This is a genomic window from Mycobacterium sp. BMJ-28, assembly GCF_054404835.1.
Window position 1 is genome coordinate 5,277,155 of the sequence record NZ_CM136783.1, and the last position, 14,138, is coordinate 5,291,292.

Annotated in this window: 18 protein-coding genes; 4 read left to right on the plus strand and 14 right to left on the minus strand. The window is 67.6% G+C overall.

Annotation, left to right across the window (positions count from 1 at the left end):
* Positions 1 to 40: 40 nt before the first annotated feature.
* The gene (locus ACXPWS_RS26220; protein WP_458709447.1) at positions 41 to 610 is read left to right on the plus strand and encodes a TetR/AcrR family transcriptional regulator; all 570 of its coding nucleotides are present in this window, start codon (positions 41 to 43) and stop codon (positions 608 to 610) included.
* A 2-nt stretch (positions 611 to 612) separates the two neighbouring features.
* Here ACXPWS_RS26220 and ACXPWS_RS26225 read toward each other — a convergent pair whose 3' ends face one another.
* Entirely contained in the window at positions 613 to 2,610 is a 1,998-nt protein-coding gene (locus tag ACXPWS_RS26225; protein WP_458709448.1) for a prolyl oligopeptidase family serine peptidase, read from the minus strand.
* 366 nt (positions 2,611 to 2,976) lie between these two features.
* Here ACXPWS_RS26225 and ACXPWS_RS26230 point away from each other — a divergent pair, with 366 nt between their 5' ends.
* Positions 2,977 to 4,131 carry a PE-PPE domain-containing protein gene (locus ACXPWS_RS26230; RefSeq protein WP_458709449.1) on the plus strand — a complete coding sequence of 385 codons (1,155 nt, stop codon included), beginning with the start codon at positions 2,977 to 2,979 and terminating at the stop codon, positions 4,129 to 4,131.
* Between the two features lie 31 nt (positions 4,132 to 4,162).
* Positions 4,163 to 4,546 carry a nitroreductase family deazaflavin-dependent oxidoreductase gene (locus ACXPWS_RS26235; protein WP_458709450.1) on the plus strand — a complete coding sequence of 128 codons (384 nt, stop codon included), beginning with the start codon at positions 4,163 to 4,165 and terminating at the stop codon, positions 4,544 to 4,546.
* 47 nt (positions 4,547 to 4,593) lie between these two features.
* On the opposite strand, the gene ACXPWS_RS26240 is transcribed toward ACXPWS_RS26235, so the two are convergent.
* Genes ACXPWS_RS26240 through ACXPWS_RS26255 form a run of 4 tightly spaced genes read right to left on the minus strand, consistent with a single transcriptional unit; the run spans position 4,594 to position 6,789 of the window.
* Positions 4,594 to 5,127, minus strand: a complete 534-nt coding sequence (locus tag ACXPWS_RS26240; protein WP_458709451.1) for a pyridoxamine 5'-phosphate oxidase family protein — start codon at positions 5,125 to 5,127, stop codon at positions 4,594 to 4,596.
* Complete coding sequence (locus tag ACXPWS_RS26245) at positions 5,084 to 5,293, minus strand: hypothetical protein (protein WP_458709452.1); 210 nt, start codon at positions 5,291 to 5,293, stop codon at positions 5,084 to 5,086. Before ACXPWS_RS26245 ends, ACXPWS_RS26240 begins: the two co-directional genes overlap by 44 nt.
* A 49-nt stretch (positions 5,294 to 5,342) precedes the next feature.
* Positions 5,343 to 5,933 (minus strand): TetR/AcrR family transcriptional regulator, encoded by a 591-nt coding sequence (locus ACXPWS_RS26250; protein WP_458709453.1) that lies wholly within the window; start codon positions 5,931 to 5,933, stop codon positions 5,343 to 5,345.
* Positions 5,920 to 6,789, minus strand: a complete 870-nt coding sequence (locus tag ACXPWS_RS26255; RefSeq protein WP_458709454.1) for an oxygenase MpaB family protein — start codon at positions 6,787 to 6,789, stop codon at positions 5,920 to 5,922. Before ACXPWS_RS26255 ends, ACXPWS_RS26250 begins: the two co-directional genes overlap by 14 nt.
* A gap of 217 nt (positions 6,790 to 7,006) precedes the next feature.
* On the opposite strand from ACXPWS_RS26255, the gene ACXPWS_RS26260 reads away from it, so the two are divergent.
* On the plus strand, positions 7,007 to 7,144 hold the full coding sequence (locus ACXPWS_RS26260) for a hypothetical protein (RefSeq protein ID WP_458709455.1): 138 nt from the start codon (positions 7,007 to 7,009) through the stop codon (positions 7,142 to 7,144).
* On the opposite strand, the gene ACXPWS_RS26265 is transcribed toward ACXPWS_RS26260, so the two are convergent.
* The 9 genes from ACXPWS_RS26265 to ACXPWS_RS26305 all read right to left on the minus strand — a co-directional run bounded on the left by ACXPWS_RS26265 (position 7,090) and on the right by ACXPWS_RS26305 (position 14,067).
* The gene (locus ACXPWS_RS26265; protein WP_458709456.1) at positions 7,090 to 7,368 is read right to left on the minus strand and encodes a hypothetical protein; all 279 of its coding nucleotides are present in this window, start codon (positions 7,366 to 7,368) and stop codon (positions 7,090 to 7,092) included. The two genes, ACXPWS_RS26260 and ACXPWS_RS26265, sit on opposite strands and share 55 nt — an antisense overlap.
* The gene (locus ACXPWS_RS26270; RefSeq protein ID WP_458709457.1) at positions 7,365 to 7,847 is read right to left on the minus strand and encodes a DUF3093 domain-containing protein; all 483 of its coding nucleotides are present in this window, start codon (positions 7,845 to 7,847) and stop codon (positions 7,365 to 7,367) included. The genes ACXPWS_RS26265 and ACXPWS_RS26270 overlap by 4 nt, the downstream gene beginning before the upstream one ends.
* On the minus strand, positions 7,844 to 8,278 hold the full coding sequence (locus ACXPWS_RS26275; protein ID WP_458709458.1) for a hypothetical protein: 435 nt from the start codon (positions 8,276 to 8,278) through the stop codon (positions 7,844 to 7,846). The genes ACXPWS_RS26270 and ACXPWS_RS26275 overlap by 4 nt, the downstream gene beginning before the upstream one ends.
* A gap of 12 nt (positions 8,279 to 8,290) precedes the next feature.
* Positions 8,291 to 8,719, minus strand: a complete 429-nt coding sequence (locus ACXPWS_RS26280) for a hypothetical protein (protein ID WP_458709459.1) — start codon at positions 8,717 to 8,719, stop codon at positions 8,291 to 8,293.
* Positions 8,716 to 9,648 (minus strand): porphobilinogen synthase, encoded by a 933-nt coding sequence (hemB, locus tag ACXPWS_RS26285; protein WP_458709460.1) that lies wholly within the window; start codon positions 9,646 to 9,648, stop codon positions 8,716 to 8,718. The genes ACXPWS_RS26280 and hemB overlap by 4 nt, the downstream gene beginning before the upstream one ends.
* Positions 9,649 to 9,710: 62 nt before the next feature.
* Positions 9,711 to 11,366: a bifunctional uroporphyrinogen-III C-methyltransferase/uroporphyrinogen-III synthase gene (locus ACXPWS_RS26290; protein WP_458709461.1), complete on the minus strand. Its 1,656-nt coding sequence runs from the start codon at positions 11,364 to 11,366 to the stop codon at positions 9,711 to 9,713.
* Complete coding sequence (gene hemC / locus ACXPWS_RS26295) at positions 11,363 to 12,298, minus strand: hydroxymethylbilane synthase (RefSeq protein WP_458713701.1); 936 nt, start codon at positions 12,296 to 12,298, stop codon at positions 11,363 to 11,365. Before hemC ends, ACXPWS_RS26290 begins: the two co-directional genes overlap by 4 nt.
* A gap of 31 nt (positions 12,299 to 12,329) precedes the next feature.
* Positions 12,330 to 13,679 carry a glutamyl-tRNA reductase gene (locus tag ACXPWS_RS26300; RefSeq protein ID WP_458709462.1) on the minus strand — a complete coding sequence of 450 codons (1,350 nt, stop codon included), beginning with the start codon at positions 13,677 to 13,679 and terminating at the stop codon, positions 12,330 to 12,332.
* 130 nt (positions 13,680 to 13,809) lie between these two features.
* The gene (locus ACXPWS_RS26305) at positions 13,810 to 14,067 is read right to left on the minus strand and encodes a glutaredoxin family protein (protein ID WP_458709463.1); all 258 of its coding nucleotides are present in this window, start codon (positions 14,065 to 14,067) and stop codon (positions 13,810 to 13,812) included.
* Positions 14,068 to 14,138: the final 71 nt, after the last annotated feature.

Sequence of the window (14,138 nt, forward strand, 5' to 3'; positions counted from 1 at the left end):
GCATCGAACCGACGTCGCATCGGAAGTCGGAGGTCCACTCGTGGGTAGTTCGCAGGCAGACAAGGCGGCAAGCCACGACCGAATCGTCGACATCGCGTCAGCCCGGATGCGCCGTAACGGCATCAAAGGTGTCGGTGTCGCAGAGCTGATGCGGGAAGCCGGCCTCACCCACGGCGGCTTCTACCGACACTTCGAGTCCCGAGAGGATCTGGTCGCCGCCGCGGTGGAGCGTGCCTTGGCCCAAGGAAGTGAGCGGACGGTGGATACGGCCGCCCGAGGTGGCAGAGCGGCGCTGGAGGCGATCGTCGACGACTACCTGAGTCGTGCCCACCGCGATCAGCCGGAGGCCGGATGCGCGGTGGCCGCACTGGCCGAGGACATCTCGCGCGCCGATGACCGTCCCCGCACGGCCTACGGACACCAAGTCGAGCAGTACCTCGAGCTTCTGGCCGGGTTGACACCGAGTTCGGATCCCGCCGCTGACCGCCGTCGCGCCTGCCTGATACTCAGCGCACTGGTCGGCGCCATCGCCATGGCGCGAGCGGTCGGCGAAGGGAAGCTCTCCGATGACATCCTGTCCGACACCGCGGCCGCACTCAAGGATCTTTGAGGCTAGGGATACAGGGTTTGGATCAAGAACTCGTAGCGCATCGCGCGCTCGACCGCCGCTTGGGCGTTGTTCGAGGCGCCTGCGTGGCCACCTTCGGTGTTCTCGTAATAGAGCACCCGGTGTCCCGCGGCTTCCAGCGCGGCGGTCATCTTGCGTGCATGTCCCGGATGCACCCGGTCGTCGTTGGTGGACGTGGTGATGAGCACCGGCGGATAGCCGCGATCGGCGCAGATATTGTGGTAGGGCGAGTATTTCGCGATGAATTCCCAGTCGGCCGGATCGTCGGGATCACCGAACTCGGCCGTCCAGGAGGCACCGGCCAGCAGCCGGTTGAAGCGGCGCATGTCCAGTAGCGGATTTCGGCAGACCAACGCACCGAACAGTTGCGGATATTGCGTCAGCATGACCCCGATTAGCAGTCCGCCCGCACTGCCGCCCATGGCGCCCAGTTGCCCGGCGGTCGTGATACCCGTCGCGACCAGATCCTCTGCCACAGCGGCGAAGTCCTCGGCCACCTTGTGCCGGTTCGCGCGCACGGCCTGCTCGTGCCAGGCCAGCCCGTACTCCCCGCCGCCGCGGATATTCGCCAGCGCATAGTTGCCGCCGCGGGACAGCCAGGTCCGGCCCATCGGACCGTGGTAGCCGGGTAGTTGGGCCATCCTGAAAGCGCCGTAACCATCCAGCAGGGTGGGGCGCGGGCCGGTCGAATCACGGTGTGACACCAGGAAATACGGGATCCTGGTGCCGTCGGCGGAAGTGGCGAAGCGTTGGGTGACGACCAGACCCTCGGCATCGAAGAGCGCCGGTGCGGACTTGATCTGACTGACCGGTCCCGCCGACGCCCCGTGCAGCAGCCGCGGCGGCTGGTCGAAGCCGACCGCACTGAGGAAGATCTCGTCACCGAACGGGTCGATTCCGACAACACCGACTGTGGCGTTCTCGGGTACCCCCGGCAACGGCTCGAACTCCCAGCTGCCCGGGGTGACTACCTCCACGACGGTGGCCACGTCGCGCAGCTTGATGGTCAGGAATTTGTCGCCGGTGAACGCGCCTCCGGCCAGAAATTCTTCACAGTCGGGGTCGAACACCACATGGGGTTCGGCGGTCCCGGCGAGGAGTTCCTCATAGTCGACGATGAGCATGGCACCGGCCTTATAGGTGGTGTCACCCCTGGCCCAGTCCGAAACCAGCAGGAGCATCGCCCACTGGCGGTGCGTGCCCATGCTGCAGTCGGTCGGGATATCGATGCGGACCAACTCACCGTCACGTAGCGCGTAGGTCTCCTTGTGGTAGAAATCGACCCTCCGCACGATGAACGTGCGCTCGAATCCGGGATCGGCGCTGACCGACATGCTGACTCCGACGTCGCCCGGCGAGCCGGAGAAGACGGTCTCGGCATCCTCGAGCGCCGTCCCGCGCCGCCACCGCTTGATCACGCGTGGATACCCTGACTCGGTCATGGAGCCTTCACCGAAATCGGTACCAACCAGCACGGTGTCATCGTCTTCGAAGTCGATATCACTTTTGGCCTCCGGCAGGTTGAAGCCGTCGACGACGAACTGCCTTGTCAGCATGTCGAATTCGCGTATCACGGTGGAGTCACCGCCACCCCGGGACAATGCGACGATGGCGCGGGTGTAACCGGGTGCATTGATCCCGGCGCCGGCCCACACCCAGTTCTCGTCTTCGGCGGCAGCCAGCGCATCGACATCGATGACCACATCCCACTCGGGTGCGTCCTTGCGATACTCCGCCAAGGTGGTGCGCCGCCAGAGCCCCCGCGGGTGCAGCGCGTCCTGCCAGAAGTTGTAGAGGTAGTCGCCTTGTCGCACCACCCCGGGGATCCGGGTGTCGGAGTCGAACACGTCGAGCACATCGGCGCGCATCCGTTCGAAACGTTCACCCGACAACCGGGCCCGGGTCAGCTCATTATGTCGCTGCACCCATTGCGTCACCGGTTCGTCGCCGGTGGCCTCGAGCCATAAGTGCGGATCATCCATCAGAACGCTCCCTCTGAGCCGCCGTCGAATCGACCGACGGTGGGTGCCCGCAGCCTAGTCCGCAGGTCCACCGGACAGGTGACTTTGACCAACTGCCCACGTAGTCCGGACCACGTCAACGATGCGACATCGACCGGGGCGGATCATCGGCCAAAACGCGTAGATGAACGCCAGGCCAACATATGGGTGAGCGTCGTTGTGCTGTAACACATCCCACCCTCGGAGCCGAACGCCTGGAATGTTGTCCAGGCCACACCGCTCGGGCAGCCCGAACCGGCCAACCGTGATATTTTTTCGATCGTCGATATCTGTACGGCCGTACCAAACGATGAACGCCTTACGTCGCATCCGCTGAAAGGTCTTGCCGTGCACTCCACCAAGCGCCTCACCGCTGCGGGTTTTGCGACCGCACTGTTTCTCACGGCCGGCGCAGCGCCCGCCGCGCGGGCGGCCGACCGCGATGACCCCGATGTCGCGGCGTTCTACCTGCGCGGCACCTGCCTGTGCAACACGGTTCCGGTCGCGCAGGAAGCGCTCGGCCTTGCCGACGGTTACCTCGACGGCGCCGGCCCGATCACCGGCGTCGGGTACCCAGCCGGCCTGCTGTTCGCGCTCGACTCGGCCTTTGGCGCCAGTGGGGTCAACTCGCAACTGGCGGCGGTTCCCGACGGCATCAAGATCACCCTGGCCGGCGTCAGCCAAGGCGCGATCGTGCTCGACTACGTCAAACAGTCGCTCGCCCTGCAGGTCACGCCCGCTCGTCCGCGAACCGATCTGTCGTTCGTGACCTTCGGTGACCCGATGAATCACACCGGGGGCGTCGTCGCAAAGAATCCGCTGCTGTGGCTGTCCGTGCCGCCGGGTCCGTTGCCGACGCCCTACGACACCACCGAAATCGTGCGTGAGTACGACGGCCTGTCGGACTGGCCGGACCGCCCGACCGCGCTGTCGGTGATGAACGCGCTGATGGGGGTGGCCTACGTGCACCCGTTCTACGGTCCTGAGGCCGACCCGAGGAAGCCGGGCACGGTGAAGACCGTCAAGGTCAACGCCGTGGGCGGCACCACCACGCACTACGTTGTGCCGACCACCGGGCTGCCCATCACCCAACCGCTGCGCGACGTGGGCATCAACACCACGCTGGTCGACAAATGGCTGCGCCCGCGCGTCGACAGCTCCTACTCTGTCCGCCCGCCGGCACCCGAGGACAGCGCGCCGGCCGGCAAGTCCAGTACCGACGACGCGGTGCCGGATGCGCAGGTCACGCACGCGGCGTCAGCAGTTCCGAAACCACCGCGGCGCGTTGCGAAATCAGGGGTCGACCGGATCAGGTCGATGCTCGGCATCCCGACGCCAACCCAGGGCAAGAGCCGGGGCTCCCGCGCGGTGCCCGACACCGGTTCCGCCGGCACGCCACCACCGCGAACACGCTCGACCAAGACGGCGCTTCCCAGCCGCGGTCACCGGTCCGCCGAAGATTCCGCATCGGCACCGAAGACCGCTCCCCCCACCGGGGCTTGAGGTAGACCCCCTACCGGGGTTTGATCAAGGTATGCAACTGCCGCAGTGGCTGGCCCGGTTCAACCGCCATGTCACCAACCCGATCCAACGACTGTGGGCGGGCTGGCTGCCGACCATGGCAATTCTCGAGCACTTCGGCCGAAAGTCCGGAAAACCTTATCGCACACCGCTTTCGGTGTTCAGCACGCGCGACGGCGTCGCCATCCTGCTCACTTACGGGCCCGACCGGGACTGGCTGAAGAACATCACCGCCGCCGGCGGTGCGACCATCAAACGGGGCGGACGCAGCGCCGACTACGCCGACCCGGTGGTGGTCACCAAGGCCGTGGCGGCCGAGAAGGTGACCGGGCCGGTACGTTTCCTGTTCGCCCGGCTGCCGTTCGAACAGGCGGTACTGCTCACCCGTGCGGCCTAGTACTTCCGGTCGCCCTCGCTGTCATCGAAGAAGGCCCAATCGTCCGATCAGCCGTGCCAGGTGAGCACGTCGCCCACGCCGGTGAGCATCGCCGAAGCGGGCATCACCCGGATCCGGTAGGGCGTCAGCCGCAGCACCGCGAACGACGGCGACGTCGGACCGTCCCAGCCCGGGATGATGCTGGGGTCATAGCCGACCGGGGCCGGACCGTTGGCGAATTTGTCCCACACCTGCGCGCGGGTCTCGTCGTCGGTGTACCACTCCACCAGGGCTTCGGTGCTGCAGGTGTTCTGCTCGGGTGACCAATAGCTCACCGAAACGTACGGATGCACCGCCAGGTGCGCCTTCTTCACCGGGGTGGGGGCGGTCGCGATCCAGCCGAACAGATCGGTGCCGTCCCATTCCCACACCGGGTGCAGGATCCGGCTGCGGGGCTGACCGTCGGCGTCCACGGTGGCCACCGAGGCCCACACGATCGAGTGCGCCATCTCGATGAACGCGGGCGCTATTCGTTCCAGCGAAGTCACACCAGCCACGTTAGTTCTTTTTGGGCCCGCCTTCGATGGGATTGCCGTCGTCATCGAGCCAGTCGTTGACGGCGGTGCCCGAGACGGTGCCATGGCTGCCGGGCAGCGTGACGGTCGGACGGGTGTCGTCGTAGGACTTCATCACGTCTTCGGCTTTTCGGTGGTGCTCCTCGGTGACCTCTGGCGCCTCTTGGGCAGGCACCGGCTTTTCGGTAGTCATACCTAGGGCTGCCCGAAACTGTGATTCGCCAAACACTGCCAGGGTGGCCTCAGGCCGATACGGTCCGCAGCGTCGCCGGCAGGCTGGGCAGGAAATGCTTGGTGGCGAACGCCCGGATGTCGTCGGCGGTCTGCAGCGGTTCCACGCTCGGCAGCAGTAGAACCATTGCGGCATAACGCAGGATGGTGTCGGCCAACTCGTTGACGGTGGGTTCGCCGATCCGTTCGGCGAAACCGGGCGGGAAGATCACCCGCAGCGCATCGGCCATCCGCTCGACCGCCGCGCCGTAGTGCCGGTGCATCAACTCCATCACCAGCGCGGGTTCGTCGACCATCATCCGGTTGAGCACCCGGTGCCTGCGGAACCGCAGAATCGACAGGGTGAACGCCTCGGTATAGTAATTCGATTGTGGCCCAGCAGATTTGAGCTCCTGCGCGATATCGGCGAACAGCGCCACATTTTCCCGCTCGATCACCGCGCCCACCAGGTCGTCGCGATTGCTGAACCGGCGGTAGATGGTGGTGCGGCTGACGCCGGCACGTTTGGCGACATCATCGAGGGCGACGCGGCGGAAGCCGTGCCGTTCGAACTCGACGAGCGCGGCGTCGAGGATCAGTTCGGTGGCGTCAGGAGCGGGCATAACCCCGTTGCGCGAACTTGTTGTAGCGCACCGACATCGGCAGCCGGTCCCACACCCAGTTCACCGGCCGGGAGCGCCAGAAGGCGGCGAAGCGCTGGTAGTTGCGCTCCTGACGATCACTCCAAGGCAGGTCGAGCAGGTCGCGAGCCCGCGGCGGCAGGCCGCCGGTGGTGAGGAATGCTGCCATCGGATTGAACACCGGCGCAATCAATTTCCAAGCCAGCGGCGAGACGCCCTTGGGCTTGGGAAATCCCTTGGTGACATAACCGACACCGTACTTGGCGATCTTGTGGCCCACCACGATCTCGCCCATCATCCGGTCCCAGTACTGGACGAACCCGGCATAGGTGGCGGGCATGGCGCGGTCACTCACGCCGTAACGGCGGTACCAGGCCTTGGACTCCAGATAGATCCGCTCCTTCTCGTCGTCGCTCAACCGTTTGACGAACGTATCGGCGAAGTAGAGCACCTGCTCGACGAAGGTGGCGTGCGCCCAGTAGTAGGTTTCCGGATCAAGTGCGTGATAGCGCGCGGACGGTTGTCCGTCCTGGCTGGGCATCTCACCCTTGATGCCCTTATGGAAATCACGCACCTTCTGGCCGGGGTTGTCGTCGTCGGAGCCGTACACCGTCATCATGATCGGCGGGATCGACCGCTTGACGCGTGCGGCGGTGTCGGCGAAGAACACCGAGTGGTCCAGCACGCCCTGGCCCAGTTCAGCCAGCATGTTCTGCAGGACGGCGGGGCGGGGCCCGATCAGATACATCCGGTTGTCGCCGAAGTATTTCCACACCAGCGAATCGGGGCCCAACGGCAATGCGTCGACCTGCTGCGGCTGCTCGGCGAGTTCAGTCATGGGTACAGTGTTACAGATTCTGCACTTTGTTCCAAGGCGTGTGGCGGACGTCACCCGGCCGCGGCCCTCCCCATCGGTCATGGCCGCCCGACACCGGGCTTCGTAGGCTCGGATCAGACCGAGAGGAGTTCCCGATGGACCTGCCCGGCCCGGCCCGGCCCTGACCGCTGTCGGGGTGGCGATGATCCGCGCCACCGAGACAGGCAGGACCGATCGCTTGGACGAAGACCCGTGGGCGCAGCTGTTGCGCGGCTCCGGCTGGACCGTCGACGTGCACGACTTCGGCGCCATCGCCGCCGACTACGGGCGGCCGGGGATCGGCGAGGGCGCCGCCAACGTCGTGGCACTGCGCTGACGCCGTAGCCGCGCGACACCCAGCACCGCCAGCACGCCGGCCGCGGTGGCCAGCACCAGCGCCAGCACGATCAGCGGCGGGTAGTACACCACCGACGTCGTCGCCGGCTCGCCCTCCAGGATGGGGGCCACCTGAGCGGTGTGACCGGCCGCCTGCCAGCTCAGCACGCAGCCCACCAATGCGGCGACGGCCAGCACGAGTTCGAGGACGGCACGGCGGTTCACAGGGCCGGCTCCCCCACCACGCCGTTCAGCGCCGCCCGCAGGGTGCGGTGCCGACGGGCCCAGGCCTGCCCGGAGCGCCCGTCGGTCATCTTGAGCCCGATGCCGGTTCGGCCCCGTGGCACCCCGCTGAGCTCGCCGAGTGCACGGTAGGACTGCCACTGCTCGGCGGCCGCACCCTTCGCCTCCGGGAAGATCCGCACGATGTCCGCGGTGTCGATGGTCTCGGTGCCCTGGCGCAGGGTGGTCGGGGTCAGCTCCACGGAGGTGTGGATCCGGGCGGCCTTGATCTGGATCGCCAGGAAGCCGCTCACCAATACCAGGAACAACGCGGGGACGCCCAATTGCACACCGCCGCCCCCGGTCAACTGGATGAGCGCCATCGCGAGCCCCGAGGCAGGCCCGACCAGCAGCCACCACCAGCTCGCACCGGGCTCGTAGAACAGCACCTCGGGCCCGACCTGATGATCCGCGGAGGTCACGACGGATCCTCGAACCAGTCCGCGGCGGCGGGCCGGGTGAACAGGGTGGCACCGACCGCGACCGGCACCACCCCGATCAGCGCGAGCAGCTCAAGGTTGTAGGGCGCGAACAAGGCCAGCAGGAACACGATGAAGACCACGGTGCCGGCCAGTGCGGCCAGCGCCCGGCGGAACCGTTTGTCGCCGTTGCGGGTCCGCCCGGCGAGAAAACTGAGCCCAAGGCCCGCGACTGCCAGCACCGCCCCGACACCGGCGTGCATCAGCAGGATCCGGTGCACCTGCCCCGCTCCCAGCGAATCCGGGAACGCGCTCGGGGAGGTGGTCAGCGACGTGGTGATGCCGAGGATTCCGCCGGCCAGCAGCAGTACCGCACCGATCATCGTCAGCCAGAACGCGATGGTGATGATCCGTGGACGTGGTGCTGTTGGCATGGTCGGGCCAGCCTAACGGGTGAAGTACTCGTGGCTGGCCCGGCGGTGCAGCAAGTACACACCGCCGACGATCAGCACCGAACCGACGATCGCGCACACCGCATACCCCAGCGCCGCCGCCGTGCCGCGGTCCACGGTGAACAGGCTGGTGAGCGAATACAGCACCGCGGTCAGACCACCCGAGGTGAGCAGGGTGCGGGCCCACCGGTAGCCCGAGCGCATCAGCAACGCGAACGTCACCACCAGCGCGGTCACGACCACCAGGAACAACGCCGTGACGGCGTAGGCGACCCCGGGCGTCTTGGGTGACGGCGCCGTCACGGCGTCGATCACGTTGGCGATCACCATCAGCGGCAGGGCCGTCATCCAGAGCCAGAATCCCGTGACGACATCCTCGGGGCGGCCGTCGGGACGTTCGGCCGGTTGGTCAGGTGGGGTCACGCCAGCCAGCCGGCGACGTCGGCTGCCCAGTAGGTGAGCACGATGTCGGCTCCGGCCCGCCGGATGCCGACCAGCGACTCCAGCGCAGCGGCCTGCAGGTCGATCCAGCCGTTGGCCGCGGCGGCGCAGATCATCGAGTACTCACCGGAGATCTGATAGGCCGCCACCGGGACCGGCGAGATATCCGCCGCGGCGCGCACCACATCCAGGTAGCTCATGGCCGGCTTGACCATGATGATGTCGGCGCCCTCATCGAGATCCAGTTCGATCTCGTGCACGGCCTCGCGGGCATTGCCCGGGTCCTGCTGATAGGTGCGCCGGTCGCCGACCAGACTGGAGGACACCGCCTCGCGGAACGGCCCGTAGAAGGCCGAGGCGAACTTCGCCGCGTAGGCCAGGATCGCGACATCGGTGTGCCCTGCCGCGTCCAGTCCGTCCCGGATGGCCGCCACCTGGCCGTCCATCATTCCGCTCGGACCGACCACATGCGTACCTGAATTGGCTTGCGCGACAGCAAGTTCCACGTAGCGAGTGTTTGTCGCGTCATTGTCGACCCGGCCGCGTACATCCACGATCCCGCAGTGCCCATGGTCGGTGAACTCGTCCAGGCAGGTATCGGCCATCAGCACCGTCGCGTCCCCGAGGTCGGCGGCCAGGTCCCGCAGCGCCACGTTCAGGATGCCGTCATCGGCGACGCCGGCCGATCCGGTGGCGTCCTTGTCCTCGTCACGCGGAATCCCGAACAGCATGAGCCCGCCGACTCCGGCGGCCACCGCCTCGGCGGCCGCGCGGCGCAGCGAATCACGGGTGTGCTGATAGACCCCGGGCATCGACCCGATGGGCCGCGGCTCCGTCAAACCGTCGGCCACGAACATCGGTAGCACCAGATGCCTTGGCTCCAACGAGGTCTGCGCAACCAGCCGCCGCATGGCGGCAGTGCTGCGCAACCGGCGGGGCCGATGTCGTGGAAACACGGTGTCGGGATCTCCGGTCAGCGCCTGCGGCTCTTCTTCCGCGGCGGCGGCAGCGCACCCTCGGCGCGCAGCCGGGCGGCATGCTCGGCGAGCGCCTCGACCAGCGGTCCGACCGCGGCGGTCTCGGGCTGCACATCGACCCGGAGGCCGAATTCCGCTGCGGTCTCGGCAGTCTTGGGTCCGATGCAGGCCACGATGGTGCGGGCATGCGGTTTACCGGCGATACCGACGAGGTTGCGCACCGTGGAGCTGGAGGTGAAGCAGACCGCGTCGAACCCACCGGTCTTGATCATCTCGCGGGTGTGCGCCGGCGGCGGAGCGGCCCGCACCGTCCGGTACGCGGTGACGTCCTCGATCTCCCAGCCGCGCTCGCGCAGACCTTCGGCCAGCGTCTCGGTGGCAATGTCGGCACGCGGCAGCAGCACCCGGTTCACCGGATCGAAAATATCGTCATACTCCGGGAATTCGTCGAGCAAACCGATCGACGATTGTTCGCCGGCGGGCACCAGTTCCGGGTTGATACCGAAGGCGCGCACCCGGTCCGCGGTGGCCTGACCGACACAGGCGATCTTCACCCCGGAGAACGCACGCGCATCCAGGCCGAACTCGTTGAACTTGTCCCACACCGCACGCACGGCGTTGGTGGAGGTGAACACCACCCACTGGAACCGGCCATCCACCAAACCCTTGACGGCCCTTTCCATTTGGGCGGGGCTACGTGGCGGCTCGACGGCGATGGTGGGCACCTCGACCGGAAGCGCGCCATGGCCGACCAGCTTGTCGCTCATCTCGCCGGCCTGGTCCTTGGTCCGCGGCACCAGCACGGTCCAGCCGTACAGGGCCCGGCTCTCCCACCAGTTCAGCTTGGCGCGGTTGGCGACGGTCTTGCCGATGGTGACCACCAGCGGCCCGGCCAGTGGCCCGGGAGTTCCCCCGGTGGTATCGGCGGCGGCCTGAATAGCCTTGTCCCCCAAGCCCGAAAGCGTGGTCTCGACCGACTGCTGCTGGCAGGTGGTGCCATGCGCGGTGACGACGGCGGGCGTGCCCTCGGACAGTCCGTACTCGATGAGCGTGCGCGCGGCGTCGGGCAGGTGTGATGCGGTGGCGTGCAGGATCAGCGGGCCGGGCGCGGCGGCCAGCGCCGCCCAGTCCACATCACCGCGCACATCGGCGACGGTGTGCGAGGAACCCAGCGGCAGGCCGGCGTAGGTCGGTACCGCGGTGGTCACGGGCAGGCCGGGCACGATCTCGAAATCCAGGTGCGTCCGGGCCAGCGTGTTGACCTCGGTGATCACCGAATCCACCGACAGCGGATCACCGGCCACCAGGCGAACCACGTCGACGCCGTGCCGGGCCTCGCTGGCCAGGGTCTTGGCCACCTCGGCGGCGTCACCCAACGCGGGTCGGACATCCGGACCGCCGGGGATGACCGGCGGGGCTTCGCCTTCGACGGCCACGGCATCGGGTTGGGGACCCGACGGCGGCGGCAATTCGGCACCGACCAGGGCCAGCACCGCGTCCGGCACATCGGGGTCGGTGAAGACCAGGGCGGCGTTGGCCAACACGGTCCGGGCCCGGCTGGTCAGCAGGCCGGGATCACCCGGACCGGACCCCACAAAGGTGATGCGCCCAGGCTTGGTCTTGCGGCCTCGGGTCCCTGCGTGCCCAGTCATCTGTCACTCCGCTCAATTGCCAACACGTCTCGTGCACCCAGTTCGAACAGCTCCGCAGCCACCGAGAGCCCCAGCTCCCGGGCCCGCTCGGGGGACCCGATACCGGACGCACGGATCACGTCGGATCCGTCCAGCGCCGCCACGCATCCGCGTAGCGACAGCTCCTCGAAGACTCGGCCTTCCTCATCGATGGACTCGACCACTTCCGCGATCGCGCCCACCGGTGCGGAACACCCCGCCTCCAGCTCGGCGAGCAGGGCTCGTTCTGCGGTGACCGCTGCGCGGGTGTCGGGGTCATCCAACTCCGCCAGCACCGCGGCAAGGTCCGCGTCGCGTGCGCGGCACTCCACCGCGAGCGCGCCCTGAGCCGGTGCCGGCAACATCTGCACCGGTTCCAGGGACTCCGAGACATCAGCCAGCCGTCCGATGCGGGCCAAGCCCGCTCGGGCGACGACGACGCCGTCGAGATCACCGCTACTCACCCTGTTCAACCTGGTGTCTAGGTTGCCTCGTAGGGGGCGAATTTCCAAACCGAGACCCAGTGCTCTAAGCTGCGCGGCCCGCCGCGGGCTCGACGTCCCGATCACCGAGCCGGCCGGCAACTCCCCCAGCACCAGCCCGTCGCGGGCCACCAGGGCATCCCTGGGGTCCTCGCGGCGCGGGATCGCGGCGATCACGAAGCGCTCGTCGGGCGCGGTCGGCAAATCTTTATAGGAATGAACGCAGACGTCGACCCTGTCGGTTGCCAAGGCCTCGCGCAGCGCGGCGGTGAACACCCCCACGCCGATCTCGGCGATCGGGGCCTGCGAACGGTCACCTTCGGTGCTGATGATGACCAACTCCGCGGCATGCCCGCGCGCGATCAGGGCGTCGCGGACGACACCGGCCTGGGTGGTCGCCAGCAGGCTGCCCCTGGTGCCGATCCGGATCACGGTGTCGACGTCGTCTCGAATTGCCAATCGACTACTCAGGCTTGTCGTTTTCGGTTGCGATCAAAGGCAATTCGCCACCGGAGAGTGCATCGACGGCCTGCGGATCGAGTTCGAAGAGCTCACGCAGGGCCTCGGCGTAGCTGTCGCCGCCGGGTGCTCCGGCCAGTTGCTTGACGCGCACCGTGGGAGCGTGCAACAGCTTGTCGACGACGCGCCGCACGGTGCGGGCGACCTCGTCGCGGTGGGCCGTGTCCAGGCCGGGCAGCCGGTTGTCCAGCCGCAGGAGTTCGGCCTCGACCACGTCGGCGGCGCGCTGGCGCAGCGCCGTCACCGTCGGGGTGACCTCGGCCATGCGCTGGCTGGCCAGGTACTGGGCAACCTCGTTGGCGACGATGGCGCGGGCCGCCTCGGCGTCGGAGGCGGCGCCCCGGGACGCCGGCTCACGCTGAATGCGGTCCATATCGATGACGTGCACGCCGGGCAGGCCGGCGACCGCCAGATCGACATCGCGCGGCATCCCCAGATCGCAGATCACCAGCGGGCGCTCGTCCGAGCGGGCGGCCAGCGCGTGGTGCACGTCGGCCAGCGAGACCACCGGACGGACCGCCCCGGTGCTGCTCATCACCACATCGGCGTTGGTGAGGACCGTCGAGATGTCCTCAAGGACGTGCGCCTGGGCCGGCACACCGAGTTCTCTGATGTTGTTGGCCAGCCGGCGCGCCCGCGGCAGCGACCGGTTGATCACTTCGATGCGCTCCACCCCGGCGCGCACCAGGTGCTTGGCCGCCAAGGCGCCCATCGAGCCGGCACCGACCACGACGGCCGTCTTACCGGTCAAACCGCCGGCCCCGAGGCGCTTCTCGGCCATGTCCAGGGACACCGAGACCACCGAGGCGCCCGCGCTGTCGATGCCGGTCTCCGAGTGCACCCGCTTGCCGACCGACAGGGCGCGCTGAGACAACTCGTGCAGGGTGCGGCCGACGGTGTGGTTGGCCTCGGCCGAGGCGTAGGCCCGGCGCACCTGGCCGAGTACCTGCTGCTCGCCCATCACCAGCGAGTCCAGCCCGCTGGTCACCGCGAAAAGATGCTCGACGGCGGCCTCGGCGTACCGGACGTAGGCATATTTGGTGAGGTCGTTGAGCCCCATCCCGGAGTGCTCGGAGAGCACCTGCCCGATCACCGACAGGCCGCCGTGAAAGGCCTCGACCACCGCGTAGACCTCGACCCGGTTGCACGTGGACAACACCATTGCCTCGGTCACCAGGGAGGACTGCAGCACCTGGTCGATGATCTTGGCTTGATCGGACTCATCGGTGCTGAGCTGCTCGAGCACCGAGACCGGCGCACTGCGGTGCGAAACCCCGAATAGCAGCACGCTCACGGCATCATCACCTAGGTCTCTCCCCGTCGCTTCGCTCGCCTAGGACGGTCTCTACCCCGTCGCTTCGCTCGCCCGGTCGAGGTCCAAAGTAGCCGTTTACCAGCCCACCTACCAAATTTGCTGTACCGGTTCAGCGCGGAAACAGGTCGGCTCGCAGCCGCTGCTCATCCACTTCCCAGTAGCTGTGCTCGACCCCGTCGAGCAGCACGACGGGCACCCTGTCCCCGAACTCCGCGCGCAGCTGCGGCTCCCCGGCCGCCGCGGCCGCGTCCACATCGGTGGCGCTCCAGGTGAAGCCCAACTCGTCCGCCAGCGCGGCCAGCGTCTGCGCCGCCCGTTCGCAAATGCTGCACCCTGCCCGGGTGAGCAACACCACCTGATGGTCCACGCCACCAGTATCGGCGGCGCCCGGCCATCTCGGTGACGCCGGGATCCGTGACTTAGGGTTGTGTGGTGTCC